Origin of the sequence: Actinoplanes cyaneus, assembly GCF_016862095.1 — a bacterium.
Taxonomy (GTDB): Bacteria; Actinomycetota; Actinomycetes; order Mycobacteriales; family Micromonosporaceae; genus Actinoplanes; species Actinoplanes cyaneus.
This window is the reverse complement of sequence record NZ_BOMH01000022.1, coordinates 43,537-59,507: the sequence shown is the minus strand read 5'-3', so window position 1 is coordinate 59,507 and position 15,971 is coordinate 43,537. Positions and strand designations below refer to the sequence as shown.

Genomic DNA, 15,971 nt, shown 5'->3' with positions numbered 1-15,971 from the left:
CCGTGGACCTGTTGCGACCGAAGGTGCTCGCCGCGGCGGTCGTCGCCGTGACGGTGGGCCTCACGACGGTGGCTTGTACCGGCGACGACCCGCCCGCGGGCGGGCCGGGGCCATCTCCGAGCACGCCGGGCAGCCTGGCCGGATCGTCGATGACGTTCGACGAGGCGTACCAGAAGCTGCCGATGAACGGTACCGATGTCCTGCCGATCTCCTGGGAGCTGTCGGGGACGCCTGACGTCGACGAGGTCCTCGCGGCCCGGCGAAGTCTCGTGTTCGATTACTGGAACTCGGCGTCGGTCGACTGGACTCCGGTGATCCCGATCGGACGGTTCCTGTACACCGAGGATTACTACAACGATGTCCTGGCGCCGTATGCGATGGTGTCGGCCGAGCCCAATCCGTCGGTGGGCCCGATCTGGACGAAAGTGGTGGGCGTCGCCAAGAGCTCTCCGGACCGGGCGATCGTGACGTTCTGCACCGATCTCGGCTACTGGCACGAGGCCCAGCAGAAGAATCCCAAGGTCCGGCCGGACCGGGCGGCCGTCGAGTCGTACGTGATGGAGAAGGTTCAGACCGGTGACGGCGAACAGCGCTGGCTGGCCGACCGGCACCTCGTTCCCGACGCCGATCGCCAGGCGAAGTACGGCGCGGAGTGCACCAAGTGGGCACAGCACAAACCCTGACGGAGTAAGGAGGCAACGATGGCGAACGAGTATGTGGACCTGCATCCGCCGGTGGTGGTCAGCGCCGGCACCAGCACGGCGGGCACCTCGACCGAGTGGCAGTCCTGGGGGACCGAGGCGGACACCACGCTCCGCGAGACCTCCGCGCAGGTCGGCGACGCCGTGCTCAGCCTGGCGGTGGAGAGCTACACCACGTCGTGGAATCCGCGGATCCAGGGCGTCGCCGTGCAGGTGGACACGCTGGGCACGAACACCCGCTCGGCGGCGAACACGATGACCACCGCCGACGGTGACGCGGTGACGGCGCTGATGCCGGTCGGCGAGGCCGCGCAGGCCCAGGGTTCGGTGCTGAGCCGCCCGATCGCGGTGTAGAGCCCGGATCGGAAGCCGCCCATCCCGGAACGCGATCGTCGACGTGCGTTCCGGGATGTGGGCTGAGCAGTTGGTACGCCCGGTGACCCGCCCCGGCCTCGTTGCTCCCGTGCGCACGGAGAACCTCGGTCGCATTCAGTTGCGCAGAATTGTCAACGAAATGCGTGCCAATCCCGTACGCGCCATTGTCCTGGATCTTTGTTTTCTGAATCCGCGCCACCTCACGCGAATTTTACCGTCCATTTGCGAGGGTCCACCGGCATTGCAATCGACGGGGAGGAATGCCGACTGTGGTTCGAATTCGACAGTGGGGGTGGGGGCTCGGCATCGCGACGGTGACCGCCGTGACCGCCTTCAGCGTCGCCTCCTGGCAGGCGAACGCCACGCCGAGCGCGCCGCCCAGCACCCCGGCCGCGGCCGGAGGGCAGGCCAGGGTCTCCGATCCGAGTCCGGTCCCGGAGGCCGCGACCGGCACCGGCAACGACCCGCTGACCACGGGTGAGGTCGACAAGGCGCGGGCCATCGCGCTCACGCCGCAGCTGGCCGCGGAGGCGCAGGACGTGACCGGCAAGGCCGGGCCGGAATACCTCGCGGCCGAACTGGACGTGGACGGCTCCCGGCAGGCCGAGCTCTACTACTACGACTACAAGACCGAGAAGCTGTTCAAGCAGGTCGTCGACCTGAAGACCGGCAAGCTGGCCAAGTCGTACTCGGCCACTGGCATGCAACCGCCGGCCTCGCCGCAGGAGGCGAAGGCGGCGCTGGAGCTGCTGGTCGCCGACCCGGCGGGCGCGGAGCTGAAGGAGGCCTACCGCAAGGCCACCGGCAAGACGCTGACCGGCACCGACGGCATCGAGCCGATCGCGCACATCTACACCGCGAAGCCGGCCGACAAGGGCGCGAGCCAGTGCGGCAAGAGCCGCTGCGTGCAACTGATCGCGAAGACCGCCGACGGCCATTTCATCAACGTGACCGGCGTCGTCGTCGACCTTTCCGGGCGCACGGTCGCCCACCTCAAGTGACTGGAGAGCGCAGCAGCATGACGTACCGCATGTTCACCGGCGCCGCGGCGGCGCTGATCACCTCGGCCGCGCTGGCCGTGACCGTGCCCGTCGCCGCACACGCCGCCCCGGCCGCGGCGACGCCGTGCGGCGCCCAGGCGATGGTCAAGGAAACCCTGCCGAACGGCACGACGTGGCAGATGTGCTGGCGCATCAACGACAAGGCCGGTCTGGTCCTCAGCAACGTCTTCGTGTCCACCAAGCGTTACCCCGAGCCGGTGCAGGTGCTCGACTCGATCCGGCTCGCGCAGCTCAACGTGCCCTACGACAACGGGGACACCGAGTACAACGACCTGACCGCGATCGGCATGGGCGGTTACGGCCTGGAGACGCTGACCGGCGACGACTGCAAGGGCGGCTCGATCCGGCGTGGCTCGGACGGCGGCGGCCAGCCCGAGCAGCGTGACGTGCTCTGCGTCAGCGCCGAGAACCGTGGCCTGGCCTACCGCCTGCACGAGGAGGAATGGGACGACGAGAAGGACGAGCCGAAGGACACGATTTACTCGCAGCAGGGCCACGACCTGGTGCTGCGCACGGTCAGCAGGCTCGGCTGGTACGAGTACGTCACCGAGTACCGCCTGCACGACGACGGGCAGATCTCGGCCCGGCTCGGCGCGACCGGCGACCTGGCCCCCACCGAGTACTCGGTGGCGAACAACGGCTGGCCGATCGGCAAGGGTGCCAAGGACTACGCGACCATGCACTACCACAACGCGTTCTGGCGGGTCGACTTCAACATCGCCGGCAAGGGCGGTGAGAAGGTCGAGCAGTACGACACCGCGACCGACGGGCGCGGCACCATGACCGCCAAGCTGAAGACGACGAAGACGGCCATCGCCAAGGAGGGCACCTTCTCCCGGGTGAACCAGCGCTGGTGGCGACTGGTCAGCCCGACCAGCAAGAACCTGGACGGCCACGACCGGTCGTACGAGGTGGTGACCACCGGTGGCGACAGGTACGAGGGCCACCCGGAGACCAAGCCGGACATCACGTTCAGCCAGAAGAACCCGTGCGAGAAGTGGGCCAGCGACAACGCCTCCGACCCGGAGTGCCCGCTGGACATCCAGACGGTCGTCGACTTCGTGAAGGACAAGGAGAAGCTGAGCGACCCGATCGCCTGGGTCCGGGTCGGCTTCCACCACGTGCCGCGCGACGAGGACCAGAGCCCGATGCCGATGCACTGGCAGGGCTTCGAGCTGGTCCCGCGCGACTTCACCGAGATGAACCCGCTGACCCCGGACGGGCGTAGCGGCGTGAACGGCAACCAGTACCCGGACGAGTGATCCGGTGGGCCGGCCCGGGACGACCGGGCCGGCCCGCACCAGGAAGGGACGTTCGTTGACCATTCGTCGCCTGGCCGCGGCCCTCGTGCTCGTGGCCGCCGGGGTGGCAGTGCTCCTGCTGCGCACCGATCGCGGAGCGCCGCCGCCGCAACCGGTCGCGGCGCAGGCCGTGACCGGGCCCTCTGGGATCGACGTGCACTACGCGCAGATGATGGTGGAGCACCACGAGCAGGCCGTCGCGATGAGCCGCACGCTGATCGCCAAGGGCGGCGCCCCGGAACGGATCCGGCTGATCGCCGAGTTCATCGTCCACGACCAGCAGCGCGAGATCGATCAGACCAACGAATGGCTGGCTGCCTGGGGAGCGCCGCCGGCCGGCCCGGGGGAGGACGGCGCGGAGCACGGCATGCTGACCGGCGCCCAGCTCGCCGAGCTGACCGGCGCGACCGGCCGGGACGCGCCGGACGTGTTCCTGCGGCTGATGATCGAGCACCATCGAGGCGCGATCGCCATGTCGCGCTCGCTGCTCGACGGGCCGGCCGGCAACGCGTACATCCACAGCCTGGCCAAGCACGTCATCAACGAGCAGACCGCCGAGAACGACGCCATGGCCGCCCTCCTGCGCCGCTGAGTTCAACGGCGATCGAGGCCGGCGGGCCGACTGTTACTCAGGCGCGCAGCCCGTCGACGAGCAGGCGCAGCATCCGGCCGGCCTGATCGGGGTCCACGGCGGCCAGCATGATCCCGGCCATGCTCGCGGTGACGTCGTCCGGCACGACGTCGGCCCGCAGGCTCGTGTCGGCCCGCCCGGCGGCAAGGATGACGGCGACGGCGCCGTTGAGATGTTCCCGGGTCTGACCGTGATTGATCGCCCCGCTGGCGATCGCGGCCCGCAGCGCCTCGGCCATCCCGCGCTTGGTGGCGACGAAGTCCTGGTAGCGGCGCATGAACTCGCGCATCGCCTCGGGCGGGGACAGGTCGGCGGCCAGGTGCGGGGCCATCGCGCAGAGCCGGGCGAGCTCGCTGCGGTAGACCTCCTCGACCAGCGCCTCCCGCGACGGGAAGTTGCGGTAGAGCGTGCCGACGCCGACCCCGGCCTCCTTCGCGATCGCCTCGATCTTGACGAGCTCCTGCCCGGAGGCGAAGGCCTGGGTGGCGGCGTCGATGATCCGCTGCCGGTTGCGCTGGGCGTCCTTGCGCGCGACGGGACGCCGTTCGGGTGCGGAAACCGTCATCACCTCCTGAAGCGGAATCGATTCCGCTTCTGTTAGGGTCGTCCTCGGGCAAGCGGAATCGATTCCGCTTCGGCCGCCATCGTATCGGAGGACCATCATGACCCTGTACGGGAAGCTCGGCGACCACGACGTCCTGCGGATCGGCTACGGCGCCATGCAGCTCGGGGACGGTGACGCCGCGGACGCCGTCACGATCCTGCGCCGGGCCGTCGAGCTCGGCGTCGACCACCTCGACACCGCTCAGTTCTACGGCGACGGCAAGGTCAACGACCGGATCAGGAGCGCCTTGCGGCCGTACGCCGCGAACCTGCGCCTGGTCACGAAGGTCGGCGCGGCCGCACACCCCACCCGGCACCTGGTCGCCGCGCAGAAACCGGCCGAGCTGCGGGCGCAGGTCGAGGAGAACCTGCGAGCGCTCGGCACCGAGCAGGTCGCGGTGGTGAACCTGCGCCGCACCGACATGCCGCCCGGCCTGGTCGTGACCGGTGACCAGCTCGTCGACCTGGACAGCCAGCTGGCCGAGCTGATCGCGCTGCGCGACGAGGGCAAGATCGGCGCGATCGGCCTGAGCCACGTCAGCCTCGCCCAGCTGCGCCAAGCCCTGCCGGCCGGCATCGTCTGCGTGCAGAACCTCTACAACGTCCTCACCCGCGATCACGAGGACGTCCTGGCGGAGTGCGCGGCGCGGGACATCGCCTGGGTGCCCTACTTTCCGCTGGGCTCGGCCTTCGACCAGATCCCCAGCGTCGGTGCCCACCCGGTGGTCGTCGCGCACGCCGCGCGTCTCGGCATCACGCCCGCCCAGGCCGGCCTGGCCTGGCTGCTGGCGCACAGCCCGGCCACGCTGCTGATCCCCGGCACGCGCAGCCTCGCCCACCTGGCCGAGAACGTCGCCGTCGCCGCCATCGAACTGGACCAGGAGGCGATCACCGCGTTCGACGCGCTCGGCTGAGGCGCGACCGGGCACGCCGCAGCCCGGCCGCACTACGAGACACCGCTTGGGCCACGCCGCAGCCCGGGGTGATCCGTCAGGCAGGGCCCTAGCCGAGCTGGTCCCGGCGGCGGGTGAGGTGGGCGGCCTCGGCGGGGTTCGCGGCCAGGGCGATGGCCCGGTCGTAGGCCTCCCGCGACTCGTCACCGCGGCCCAGCCGGCGCAGGAACTCGGCGCGGGCCACGTGGAACGCGTGGTAACCGGCCAGCGCGGGCTCGAGGCGGTCCACCGTGGCCAGGGCCACCTCCGGGCCGTCGAGCTCGGCGACCGCGACCGCCCGGTTCAGTGCCACGATCGGGGACGGGTCGACGCGGACCAGCCGGTCGTAGAGCGCGACGATCTGGGACCAGTCGGTGTCCCGGGCCTCGCGGGCGGACGTGTGGACGGCGTTGATCGCGGCCAGGATCTGGTAGCGGCCCGGCGCCACGCCACTGGCCAGGCGCTCCCGGACCAGGCGGTGGCCCTCGGCGATCAGCGAGGCGTCCCAGGCGCCGCGGTTCTGCTCGCCCAGGGTGACCAGGTCGCCGCTCGCCGAGATGCGGGCGGCGCGGCGGGCCTCGGTGAGCAGCATCAGCGCGAGCAGGCCGGCCACCTCGCCGTCGCCGGGCAGCAGCGAGCGGATCAGCCGGGTCAGCCGGATCGCCTCGGCGGTCAGCTCGTGCCGCACCGGGTCGGGCCCCGCCCCGGTCGTCAGGTAACCCTCGTTGAAGACCAGGAACAGCACCGCGAGCACACCGTCGACGCGCACCGCCAGATCCTCGGCGGCCGGCACCCGGTACGGGATCCGCGCCGTCCTGATCTTGGCCTTCGCCCTGGTGATCCGCTGCTCCATGGCGGTCTCCCGGACCAGGAAGGCGCGGGCGATCTCGGGCACGGTCAGGCCGCCGACCATGCGCAGCGTCAGCGCGACCCGGGTCTCCATCGCCAGCGCCGGGTGACAGCACGTGAAGATCAGCCGGAGCCGCTCGTCCTCGATCGCGCCGACCGGCTCGGGCGGCGAGTCGTCGTACCACATCGAAGCCTCCTGCTCCACCTCGCCGCGCCTCTTCTCGCGGCGGAGCCGGTCGATGGCCTTGCGGCCGGCGGTCGTGGTCAGCCAGGCGCCCGGGTTCGGCGGCACGCCGTCGGCCGGCCACCGCGCGACGGCGGTCGCGAACGCCTCCGCGGCGGCCTCCTCGGCGATGCCCAGATCGCCGAAACGCCTGGTCAGACCGGCGACGATCCGGGCCCACTCGGTGCGGTGGGCCCGGGTGACCGCCTCCCGGGCAGCGCTCTCGCTCACAGGAAAGGCAGCATTCTCAGTCACAGGAACGGACGGACCTCGGTCTTGCGGTGGCAGGCCCGCGACCCCTCGGCGGCCAGTTTCAGCGCCACATCCAGATCCGGCGCCTCGATGATCCAGAAGCCGATGAGGTACTCCTTGGTCTCCACGAACGGCCCGTCGGTGATCAGCCCGGCGCCGTTGCGATTGTCGATGGTGGTGCCCGTGTCCGGCCCGCCCAGGCCACCGGCGAAGACCCAGTGCCCGCCGGCCTTGAGCCCCTCGTTGAACACGTCGATGGCGGCCTGCTCCTCGTCGCTGGCCAGGCCGGTACCGTCGTCGATCACGGAAATCAGGTACTGCATGCCGGGTCATCTCCTGTGCGTCGGGGCCACCTCTCACCGGCAGCCTCTCACCACTGCCACGAACGGGACCGCGCCGGACCGACAACGCCGGCGGATTCTGCACGGAATCCGGCCTCCGGCAGCTCATCGAACGATTTGCATGGGTCGACTAGAAACGGCCATATGCGAAGAATCATGGTCGCCGCGCTGGCGGTGGGCACACTTCTGCTGGGAACCTCCGTGCCGGCGTCGGCCGATCCACCCGCACCGGCGACGAGCGCGCTGCCCCCTGGCTGGTCCCTCGGCAGGCACACCCTGACCTGGAGGAGCGACCGGGTCATCCCGCCGGGGGACGCGGCCGTCGAGTTCTGGGCCGGTGACCGGCTGCTGGGCCGGGCCGAGGACACCGCGGACCTGCGCACCTTCGTCCTGCGCGGGATCGACCCCGGCAAGCTCACCGATCTGCAGGTGAGGATCGGCGGCCGGCGGGTCGACGCGGCGGCGCCCGCGACCACCCAGCGGCGGACGATCACCCCGCCGGCCGCCGCGCCCGCGCAGCCGGTCAACGCGGTCGATCCCGGGGTGACCGGGCCCTACGCGACGACAACCGGGGAGTACACGCTGCCCGGCGTACGGCTGTCGGACTATCCGGAGCCGGTCGAGATGCAGGCCGTCGTGGTCGCGCCGACGAACGCGCCGGGCAATCGGCCGCTGGCGCTGTTCCTGCACGGCCGGCACTGGACGTGCCACTCCGGCGACACCATGAGCACGATCAGCCTCGACTGGCCGTGCAAGCCCGGCTCCCGGGCGGTGCCCAGCTACCGCGGTTACCTGCAGGCGCAGCAACTGCTCGCGTCGCAGGGCTACGTCACGGTCTCCCTGTCGTCCAACGGCATCAACGCGTACGACAACGGCGACGACGACCGCGGCGCCCAGGCCCGCTCGTCGCTGGTCCGGACGCACCTCGCACACTGGGCCGACTGGTCCGGCAGCGGGCGCGGGAAGGCTCCGGCCGTCGTCCGGGCGGGCGCGCGGGCGGACCTGTCGCACGTGCTCCTCGTCGGGCACTCGCGAGGCGGCGAAGGGGTCAGCCGGGCCGCGCTGGACAGCCTCACGCCGCCACCGGCCGGTCAGGACGACTACCACGGCCGGGTGCGCTGGACGATCCGCGGCCTGCTGCTGATCGGCCCGACCGCGTTCGGGCAGAACCCGCACCCGGACGTGCCGTCGGCGACGATCCTGCCCGGCTGCGACGGTGACGTCTCCGACCTGCAGGGCCAGATGTACGTCGACGCACCGCGCGGCATCGGCTCGGGCCGCGCGTTGCACAGCGCCCTCTACATGGTCGGCGCCAACCACAACTTCTTCAACACCGAGTGGACGCCGGGCCAGGCGTCCAGCCCCTCGATCGACGACTTCACCAGCCCGGAGCCCGACCCGGTGTGCACGCCGGGGACCGCTCCCACCCGGCTGACCCCGCAGCAGCAGCAGACGGCCGGCGCCACCTACATCGCGACCGCGGCGCGGCTGTTCGTCGCCGCGGACGACCGGGCCCGGCCGCTGCTGGACGGTTCCGGCGTGCGCGCACCGTCGGCCGGCCCCGCCCGGGTGCTGACCCACGCGGTCGGCGCCGGCCGGACCCCGGTCGTCCTTCCGGACGCGGGACTCGACGTCCGTGGCGGCCGGCTCTGCGCCGAGGTCCCGGAGACCGCGGAGGACGCCTGCCTGGAGTCCGTCACGGCCTCGCCGCACTTCGTGCCGTTCGCCTCGCCCGAACCCGGGCGCTGGGCGGTGGCGCTGACCGGGACCGCGACGGCCACGGTGCGCCCGGCGACGGCGATGCCGACCGCCGGGTCCCGGGCCCTGGCACTGCGGCTGATCGTGCCGCCGAACGCGCCCGCCACCTCGTTCGGCGTGGCGGTCGCCGACGATCGCGGCCGGCGGGTGGACCTGGGCACGGCCACCGTCACCGGGGTGCCCGGCAGCGACCTGACCAGCTCGTACTGGGCTCAGGAGATCCGGCTGCCGCTGCCGTCCGGGGTGCGGGCGGTGAGCCGCCTCGAGCTCACGCCGCGCGGTGCCGGGCCGGCCTGGCTGATCGACGCGTGGGGCTGGCGGCCCGGAACCCCCGCGCCGCGGGTGGCCGCGCTCGACCGGGTCGACGTCGGAGGCCTGTCGGTGGACGAGGGTGGCGACGGGACGAGGACGTACGCCGTGCCGGTCACCTCCTACGGCAAGTCGCCGGCGCGGGTCCGGCTGTTCCTGACCGACCCGAAGACCTACGAGACGACCTCCTGGGTCGCCGACATCAAGCCGGGCCGCACGAGGCTGACGGTGCCGATCGCGGTGACCGGCAACACGACGTACGGCGGTGATCGCGCCTATGCGCTGACCGCCAAGGCGATCGGCAACGCCGTGGTCGGCGACTACATCGGCGGTGTCCGGACCCGGGAGGACGATCCGTTCCCTGAGTTCACGATCACCCCGGCGGTCGCCACCGTGGCCGAGGGCGCGCCGCTGACCTGGACGGTGCGGCTGTCGGCGCCCGCCGACGACTACCTCTACCTGGTCCTGCTGCCGCAGGCGCCGGCGACCGGGCCGGAGCTGTCCTCGACCGATGTGGACCCGGAGTGGTTCACCGGCTCCTCCGGTGAGGACCCGGAGCCGTCCCGGCCGTTGTCCGCGACCGCCGCCGGTGTGGTCGTCCCGATCGAGCCGGGGACCACCACCGTCGAGGTGACGGTGCCGACGGTGACCGACGGGCTCGCCGAGGGCCCGGAGAACGTCCGCTTCCAGGCGCTGGTGTACCCGGCGGACTTCGGCGACCCGATCCCGGTCGGATTCGCCGCCGGCACGGTCACCGACTGAGCCGTCCGGGCGGTTCGCCGGCCGCGACGACGCGATCAGCGAACCGCCCGGGCCTCGCACCCGGTCGGTCGCACTGCGACACCCCGCCTCAGATGTCGTCGCGCAGGAGGACGGCTATGTCGTTCTCGGTCAGGCTGCCCACGACGATCGTGCCGTCCCGTTCGGCCACCGAGGTGACGAACCCGTACGAGCCGTCGGCCGCCCGCAGGTCGTGCACCCGCTCGCCGTCCAGGCCGAACGCCATCACCCAGGCGATCGGGGCGGCCTTTGGGCGGACGGCCTCGGGCAGGTTCCACACCAGCAGCCGCAGGAGACCGGGCAGCGGCAGCAGCCGGTCGACCAGCGGGTTGCGCGGCGCGGCGATCGCCACCCAGAGCAGGCCGTCGCTGCCCAGCCACATGTTGTCCGGGAAGCCGGGCAGGTTCTCGACCAGCAGATCGGTGCGGCCGTCACGCCGGACGCGGCGGATCCGGTACCCCGTGGTCTCGGCGACCAGCACGTACGACTCGTCGGGCGCGAGCACCAGCCCGTTGCCGAACTTCAGATCGCTCAGCAGCGTGGTCACCGTGCCGTCCGGGTCACGGCGGAGCAGCCGGCCCGTGCAGGTGTGCTCCATGACGTCGCCGACGTGCTCGTCGAGACTCCACCGGGTGGTCGACGTGGTGAACCAGATCGTGCCGTCGCGCCCCTCGACCACGTTGCTGGCGAACGTCAGCGGCTCGCCGTCGACCCGGTCCACCAGGACGTGGGTGGTGCCGTCCGGTCGTACCTCCAGAAGGCCCTTGTCGTGATCGCAGACCAGCACGCCGCCGTCCGCGCGCGGGTGCAGTCCGAGCGGCCGCCCACCGGTCCTGGCCAGCACAATCCGCTCGCCGGACTCCGGATCGATCCGGACGATCCGCCCGTCCGCGAGACCCGTCACGACCTGCCCGGCGTGATCGAAGACGACGTCCTCGGGCCCGTGCCCGCCGGTCTCCAGCCGCCGCTCGATCCGCAGCGGAGCCGTCCGGCCGGGATCGGCCGCGGTGGGCGGCCGCCATCGGCGAGGGTGGATCAGGCGACGGCTCATGCGCACCTCCGGAGGGTTCCCGTGAGTCTGCGCCGCCCGCCACGACCGATCAACACCCCGCGCCGGTACGCCGTGACCCCCGGCCCCGGCATGCCCCCGCCCCTCCGGACCGTCGCCGGTGCTCCCTGCCGCGGTGCGGCTCGCGGTGGTCGGCTGGTGCTCATGGGCGTTATCTGGCCCCGATAACGCCCATGAGCACCAGCCGGGACCTCGCGCCGGACCGGCGTGCGGTGGTTACAGTGGCCGGACCATGAGCCTGAGCATCCACATCATCAGCGAGGGGCCGGACGACCAGTACGCGTTCGAGGAGACGCCCTACGGCATCTTCGACGGCGTCGGCTCCGAACGGTTGTGGGCGGCGCCGGTGATCCGCGAACTGGGCGCCACCTATCTTCCGCAGTTGACCCACGGCTACCTGCGGGTCCGGTCCGAGGAGACCGGCGACTTCCTGCGGGAGTGCGCGACCCTGCTGGCCCACGCGCCGCAGATCACCGCCGCGACCCTGGAGGCGCCGACGATCTACACCGCGCACGAGCACTACGTCGAACGCAACCTCAGCACCATGATCTACATGACGTTCCACGCCCGGCGCAACGAGGGCGGCATCCTCATCTGGTGAGGGCCGCCCTCCTCCGCCACGGGGTCAGTGACCGTACTTGTCGAAGGAGACGGTCCAGTCACCGAGGCCGTTGTAGATCGGCAGCTTGCGCGGGCTGTTCTTCACGTCGACGATGTCGCCGAGGATGAAGTTCTCGTAGACCCACTTGGCGTCGGCCATGCTGAGGTTGATGCAGCCGTGCGACAGGTTGGCCCGGCCCAGCGATCCGTTCCACGGGGCGGCGTGCAGGAACTCGCCGGAGTAGGTGATGCGCGTGCAGTACTCCACATTGTCGGTCACGTAGTAGTTCGGGTTGCTCGGGTCGTTGACGCCGTAGCTCGACGAGCTCATCGTGTGGTAGCGCTCCTTGGAGAGCACGACGTGCGGGCCGCCCGCGGTCCAGAAGCTGATGTGCTGGCCGTTCGCGCCGGTGGTGCCGCCGCCACGGCCGAGGCTGCTCTTCATCGTGCGGACGAGCTTGCCGTCGATGAAGACCTTGGTGATGTGGGTGCGGTTGTCCGAGTACGCGATCAGCTGCCGGCCGATCCTGAAGTTGGTCGACGCGTTCTTGGCGCCGTAGAGGCCCTTGCCGAGCCGCACGCCGAGCCCGTCGACCTTCACCTTGATCGTGGTGCCGGCCGCCCAGTACTTCGCGGGGCGCCAGTGCACGGTCGTGCTGTCGGCCCAGTAGAACTTGCCCTCGACCGACGGCGAGGTGGTGATCTGGATGGCCTTCTCGGCCGCGTTCTTGTCGACGGCGCGGCTGAACGCGACGATGACCGGCTGGCCGGCCCCGTACGTCTTACCGGTCTTGATCGACGCGAGCCCGTTGGCCTGGAACGTCACGTCGACGGTGTGGGCCGGCTCGAGGGTCTTGAACGTGGTGGTCTTGGTGCTCGACGCGCCCAGGCTGTCGGTGATGGTCGCGACGACCTTGTACGTCTTGTCGTAGGCCAGGTCGTCGGTCGATTCCCACGTGCCGTCGGACTTGAGCTCGCCGTCGACCTTCGTCTTGCCGGTGGTGACGGCGACGGACTTCAGCGTGCCGCCGGTGACGGCCACGGTGACCGGCTTCGCGGGGGAGATCCCGGTGGCCTTGTCGGCGGGCGTGACGGTCACCTCGATCGGCGCGGCGGTCGGTGGGGCCACGACCTCGTTGTTCGCCACCGACTCGGTGAAGACGGTGTTGTCACCGTTGGCCTTGCCGCCGCCCGACGAGCAGCCGGCGGCGGTCGCGGCGGCGGCCACGCCGAGCGATCCGATGATGACCTTGCGTCGCTGAATCATGGCTCTCACAATCGAGGGGGGTCACGGCCGGCGCCCATCGAGGCCGCACGTAACAAAGACGCGGTCGAGACCCGAAAAGTTGCCTGCTAAGTCGATCAATTTAGCGACGCGACGCAACCTCGACAACCCGCTTCCGGCCCGTTTTGCCCGGCCTGACCATCGATGGCTGATTTGTCGCCACGACCGTGACCGGAGTGACGTTTCACGAGGTGGGACGGGCTCACGGCGTACGCCGGGAATGGGGTTTTTGTGATGGCCCGCCGGCCGAGAAAGGAGCCGGCGGGCCATGTCGGGAATCGGTCAGCGCACGCGGCGCCGGTCGCCGAGCATGTCGTCGAGCGGCACGTCCCCCGGCTGCTTGGCCGCGATCGACGCCGGCACCCCGGCCCACCGGCGCAGCAGAGCCGTCGCCGCCGCCGAGTCCGCCGGGGTCAGCTTCGCGATGTTCGCGCCGTGGTTCGCCCCCGGCGCGACGTACAGCGCGGAGTCCCGCCTGCTCGGCGTGAACCGCTCGGCGCTCCACGGGTCGTTCTGGCCGTAGACGAAGAGCATCCGCTCCGACGCGGTGCGCACCCAGAGGTCGACGTCGATCATCGGCACCGGATTGTGCGGACGGCGCAGCTCCGGCGGCAGGGACGAGTTCGCCGTGTAGATGCCGGGGTAGTGGCGCAGCCCGCGCAGGTGCTCGAAGCGCAGACTCGGCCAGCCCAGTTGGCTCGCCGCCTGGTAGTAGTACGGCCAGTAGGGCGCCAGGCCCTGATCGGTGTAGAAACTCCAGCCAGCCACGGTGTCGATCCAGGCGTAGATCTCGTCGTCGGACGCGGTAGCGGCCGGCACCGTCGCGCAGTCCGCGGCGGTGCTGTACTGCCAGAACGCCCACACCGAGTCGAGAACGGTCATCTCGAACGAGCGGTCGGCGGTCCCGATCGAGCCGCTGAACGTCCACCCCTGCTCGGCGGCGTCCGCCTCCAGCCGGGGCACCAGCCGGTCGCGGCGGCGCAGCGCCTCCCGCTGGACGCCGTCGAGCGTCGCGCGGCACTCCGGGGTGCCGACGGTGTCGAAGAACTTGTCGTACGCGCTGTCCTCGGGGTTGATCACGTCGTCCGGCGCGACGTAGGCGACCACGCCGTCCACGTCACCCGGGTAGAAACGCCGGTGGTAGACCGAGGTCATGCCACCCTTGCTGCCGCCGGTCTGGATCCACTTGGCGGCGTAGACGCTCTTGAACGCCGTGACGATCCGGTGCTCGTCGGACGCCTCCTGCCAGATGTTCAGATCCGACCAGTCCGCCGGTGCCGGACGCGACGGCGTGAAGAAGCGGTGCTCTACGGAGACCTGGTTGCCGCCCAGTAGCGCCGTCGGCTCGGTCTGGGTCGGCCGCGGGCTGGCGGCCAGCCCGTAGCCGTTGGTGTAGAGCACCGTCGGCGCGGTGCTCGACCGGTGCAGCAGTGTCAGCCGCTGCTCGAACGTGCCGGCCCGGGGATGCCGATGGTCGGCCGGCTGCCGGTAGGTCAGCACGAAGAACCGGTAGCCGGTGCCCGGCGTCTCGGAGACGACGGTGAGGCCGGGAATCGCCGCGAGCTGATCCAGCAGCGGGTCGTCAGCGGCGCGCGCGGCGGTGGCCGGCGACAGAAGGAGAAGAGCGGAGGCGAGAATTGCCACGATGCGAGATCTCACGCCCGTCACCATATAGACCAGCGGCGATCACAGAAAGCGTCACCGGTCGATGGTCGACATTCAAAGGCGACAATTGCCCGCGTACGGCCGTGGCGCCGCCCGTTCCCGGTGACCCCGGCCGATCAGGACCGGAGGTCCGGCGCGGGGTCGTCCCGCAGGCGGCTGTAGAGGTGACCGTCGCGCCAGCGGCCCGCACGGAACTCGCAGGAGCGGATCACGCCCTCGCGCTGGAAGCCGGCCTTCACCAGTGACTTCTGCTCGGCGATGTTCTCCGGGTGGGTGCCGGCCTGGACTCGTTGCAGCGGCGTGTGGGTGAACAGGTAGTCGCAGAGCATCGCCTGCGCGCGCCAGCCGATGCCCTGGCCACGCCACTCCGGGAGCAGCGCGATGCCGATCTCCCAGTACGCCGTGGTCTCCGGGTTGCCGAAGTGACGCCGGCCCCACGCCACGAACCCGGTCGCCACCTGCTCCCTCTCGACGATGAGCCGGCTGCTGGTGCCGCCGAGGTAGCCGTCGGCGGCGAACCGCCGGGCCGGCTCGTGCGGGTCGGTGAATCCGCCCCAGTCGAGCCCGACCAGGCCCGGCTCGGTCACGAACCGCCGGAGCAGGGCGAGATCGTCCTCGGTCACCGGTCGCAGCACGATGGCAGTCATCGGCCGATCGTAGGGTCCGGTCACCAGCGGGGCCGCCGGGCGGCGAGCTGCCACCTCACCGCGTCCGCTTCTCGGGCCGGCTGGATCGGTAGGGTGGGCCGGTGCCGAAGACGCATCGATATCAGGCGACGGTGACCTGGACCGGGAACACCGGGACGGGCACCAGCGCGTACCGGGACTACTCCCGCGCCCACGACGTCACCGCGGACGGCAAGGCCCCGATCGCCGGCAGCGCCGACCCCACGTTCCGGGGTGACCCGGCCCGGTGGAACCCGGAAGAGCTGCTGCTGGTCGCGCTCGCCCAGTGCCACATGCTGTCGTTCCTGCACGTGTGCACGGCCGCGAAGGTCGTGGTCACCGATTACGCGGACACGCCGCACGGCACGATGACCACGACCGCGGACGGCGCCGGCAGCTTCGACGAGGTGGTCCTGCGGCCCCGCGTCACCCTGGCCGACCCCGCTCAGGCCGGGCTGCTGGACGAGCTGCACGAGCGGGCGCACCGGCTGTGCTTCATCGCCAACTCGGTCAACTTCCCGGTCCGTCACGAGCCCGAGCCGGTCGCCTGACGGACCTTGATCGTTTGCGC

Annotated in this window: 16 protein-coding genes; 9 read left to right on the top strand and 7 right to left on the bottom strand. The window is 71.1% G+C overall.

What is annotated here, in order from left to right; all coding sequences use genetic code 11:
* The first annotated feature begins 2 nt into the window (after nucleotides 1-2).
* The 5 genes from Acy02nite_RS15565 (at nucleotide 3) to Acy02nite_RS15545 (ending at nucleotide 4,030) form a co-directional block, all read left to right on the top strand.
* The gene (locus Acy02nite_RS15565; RefSeq protein WP_239174854.1) at nucleotides 3-683 is read left to right on the top strand and encodes a hypothetical protein; all 681 of its coding nucleotides are present in this window, start codon (nucleotides 3-5) and stop codon (nucleotides 681-683) included.
* Nucleotides 684-701: 18 nt separating this feature from the next.
* Nucleotides 702-1,055 (top strand): hypothetical protein, encoded by a 354-nt coding sequence (locus Acy02nite_RS15560; protein ID WP_203741209.1) that lies wholly within the window; start codon nucleotides 702-704, stop codon nucleotides 1,053-1,055.
* 290 nt (nucleotides 1,056-1,345) lie between these two features.
* Nucleotides 1,346-2,077: a hypothetical protein gene (locus Acy02nite_RS15555; protein WP_203741208.1), complete on the top strand. Its 732-nt coding sequence runs from the start codon at nucleotides 1,346-1,348 to the stop codon at nucleotides 2,075-2,077.
* A gap of 17 nt (nucleotides 2,078-2,094) precedes the next feature.
* Nucleotides 2,095-3,399, top strand: coding sequence for a copper amine oxidase (locus Acy02nite_RS15550; protein WP_239174852.1), 1,305 nt, complete (start codon nucleotides 2,095-2,097; stop codon nucleotides 3,397-3,399).
* Between the two features lie 55 nt (nucleotides 3,400-3,454).
* A complete protein-coding gene (locus tag Acy02nite_RS15545; RefSeq protein WP_203741206.1) occupies nucleotides 3,455-4,030 on the top strand; it encodes a DUF305 domain-containing protein in 576 nt (191 codons plus the stop codon).
* Between the two features lie 37 nt (nucleotides 4,031-4,067).
* On the opposite strand, the gene Acy02nite_RS15540 is transcribed toward Acy02nite_RS15545, so the two are convergent.
* The gene (locus tag Acy02nite_RS15540) at nucleotides 4,068-4,634 is read right to left on the bottom strand and encodes a TetR/AcrR family transcriptional regulator (protein WP_239174850.1); all 567 of its coding nucleotides are present in this window, start codon (nucleotides 4,632-4,634) and stop codon (nucleotides 4,068-4,070) included.
* A 97-nt stretch (nucleotides 4,635-4,731) separates the two neighbouring features.
* Here Acy02nite_RS15540 and Acy02nite_RS15535 point away from each other — a divergent pair, with 97 nt between their 5' ends.
* Nucleotides 4,732-5,586: an aldo/keto reductase gene (locus tag Acy02nite_RS15535; protein ID WP_203741202.1), complete on the top strand. Its 855-nt coding sequence runs from the start codon at nucleotides 4,732-4,734 to the stop codon at nucleotides 5,584-5,586.
* An 88-nt stretch (nucleotides 5,587-5,674) separates the two neighbouring features.
* On the opposite strand, the gene Acy02nite_RS15530 is transcribed toward Acy02nite_RS15535, so the two are convergent.
* Together Acy02nite_RS15530 and Acy02nite_RS15525 are read right to left on the bottom strand one after the other, a co-directional pair.
* A complete protein-coding gene (locus Acy02nite_RS15530) occupies nucleotides 5,675-6,907 on the bottom strand; it encodes an RNA polymerase sigma factor (protein WP_203741201.1) in 1,233 nt (410 codons plus the stop codon).
* Between the two features lie 20 nt (nucleotides 6,908-6,927).
* On the bottom strand, nucleotides 6,928-7,251 hold the full coding sequence (locus Acy02nite_RS15525) for a YciI family protein (RefSeq protein WP_203741199.1): 324 nt from the start codon (nucleotides 7,249-7,251) through the stop codon (nucleotides 6,928-6,930).
* Between the two features lie 162 nt (nucleotides 7,252-7,413).
* On the opposite strand from Acy02nite_RS15525, the gene Acy02nite_RS15520 reads away from it, so the two are divergent.
* Complete coding sequence (locus Acy02nite_RS15520; protein ID WP_203741197.1) at nucleotides 7,414-10,098, top strand: alpha/beta hydrolase family protein; 2,685 nt, start codon at nucleotides 7,414-7,416, stop codon at nucleotides 10,096-10,098.
* A gap of 88 nt (nucleotides 10,099-10,186) precedes the next feature.
* Here Acy02nite_RS15520 and Acy02nite_RS15515 read toward each other — a convergent pair whose 3' ends face one another.
* Complete coding sequence (locus Acy02nite_RS15515; protein WP_203741195.1) at nucleotides 10,187-11,167, bottom strand: SMP-30/gluconolactonase/LRE family protein; 981 nt, start codon at nucleotides 11,165-11,167, stop codon at nucleotides 10,187-10,189.
* A 250-nt stretch (nucleotides 11,168-11,417) separates the two neighbouring features.
* Here Acy02nite_RS15515 and Acy02nite_RS15510 point away from each other — a divergent pair, with 250 nt between their 5' ends.
* Nucleotides 11,418-11,786 (top strand): hypothetical protein, encoded by a 369-nt coding sequence (locus Acy02nite_RS15510; RefSeq protein WP_203741193.1) that lies wholly within the window; start codon nucleotides 11,418-11,420, stop codon nucleotides 11,784-11,786.
* A 24-nt stretch (nucleotides 11,787-11,810) separates the two neighbouring features.
* On the opposite strand, the gene Acy02nite_RS15505 is transcribed toward Acy02nite_RS15510, so the two are convergent.
* From Acy02nite_RS15505 to Acy02nite_RS15495, 3 genes are all read right to left on the bottom strand, one after another.
* Nucleotides 11,811-13,052, bottom strand: a complete 1,242-nt coding sequence (locus Acy02nite_RS15505) for a L,D-transpeptidase (protein ID WP_203741191.1) — start codon at nucleotides 13,050-13,052, stop codon at nucleotides 11,811-11,813.
* A gap of 300 nt (nucleotides 13,053-13,352) precedes the next feature.
* Nucleotides 13,353-14,729, bottom strand: coding sequence for a S28 family serine protease (locus Acy02nite_RS15500; protein WP_203741189.1), 1,377 nt, complete (start codon nucleotides 14,727-14,729; stop codon nucleotides 13,353-13,355).
* Between the two features lie 122 nt (nucleotides 14,730-14,851).
* Nucleotides 14,852-15,382 carry a GNAT family N-acetyltransferase gene (locus tag Acy02nite_RS15495; protein WP_203741187.1) on the bottom strand — a complete coding sequence of 177 codons (531 nt, stop codon included), beginning with the start codon at nucleotides 15,380-15,382 and terminating at the stop codon, nucleotides 14,852-14,854.
* 101 nt (nucleotides 15,383-15,483) lie between these two features.
* Between Acy02nite_RS15495 and Acy02nite_RS15490 the strand changes: the two genes are divergently transcribed.
* A complete protein-coding gene (locus tag Acy02nite_RS15490; RefSeq protein WP_203741185.1) occupies nucleotides 15,484-15,951 on the top strand; it encodes an OsmC family protein in 468 nt (155 codons plus the stop codon).
* Nucleotides 15,952-15,971 lie beyond the last annotated feature (20 nt).

What these genes read in the sequence shown, in the direction of transcription:
- Acy02nite_RS15560 (WP_203741209.1), top strand. Translation starts at nt 702, where the DNA reads ATGGCGAACGAGTATGTGGACCTGCATCCGCCGGTGGTGGTCAGCGCC.
- Acy02nite_RS15550 (WP_239174852.1), top strand. Translation starts at nt 2,095, where the DNA reads ATGACGTACCGCATGTTCACCGGCGCCGCGGCGGCGCTGATCACCTCG.
- Acy02nite_RS15540 (WP_239174850.1), bottom strand. Translation starts at nt 4,634, where the DNA reads ATGACGGTTTCCGCACCCGAACGGCGTCCCGTCGCGCGCAAGGACGCC.
- Acy02nite_RS15535 (WP_203741202.1), top strand. Translation starts at nt 4,732, where the DNA reads ATGACCCTGTACGGGAAGCTCGGCGACCACGACGTCCTGCGGATCGGC.
- Acy02nite_RS15525 (WP_203741199.1), bottom strand. Translation starts at nt 7,251, where the DNA reads ATGCAGTACCTGATTTCCGTGATCGACGACGGTACCGGCCTGGCCAGC.
- Acy02nite_RS15520 (WP_203741197.1), top strand. Translation starts at nt 7,414, where the DNA reads ATGCGAAGAATCATGGTCGCCGCGCTGGCGGTGGGCACACTTCTGCTG.
- Acy02nite_RS15515 (WP_203741195.1), bottom strand. Translation starts at nt 11,167, where the DNA reads ATGAGCCGTCGCCTGATCCACCCTCGCCGATGGCGGCCGCCCACCGCG.
- Acy02nite_RS15510 (WP_203741193.1), top strand. Translation starts at nt 11,418, where the DNA reads ATGAGCCTGAGCATCCACATCATCAGCGAGGGGCCGGACGACCAGTAC.
- Acy02nite_RS15505 (WP_203741191.1), bottom strand. Translation starts at nt 13,052, where the DNA reads ATGATTCAGCGACGCAAGGTCATCATCGGATCGCTCGGCGTGGCCGCC.
- Acy02nite_RS15495 (WP_203741187.1), bottom strand. Translation starts at nt 15,382, where the DNA reads ATGACTGCCATCGTGCTGCGACCGGTGACCGAGGACGATCTCGCCCTG.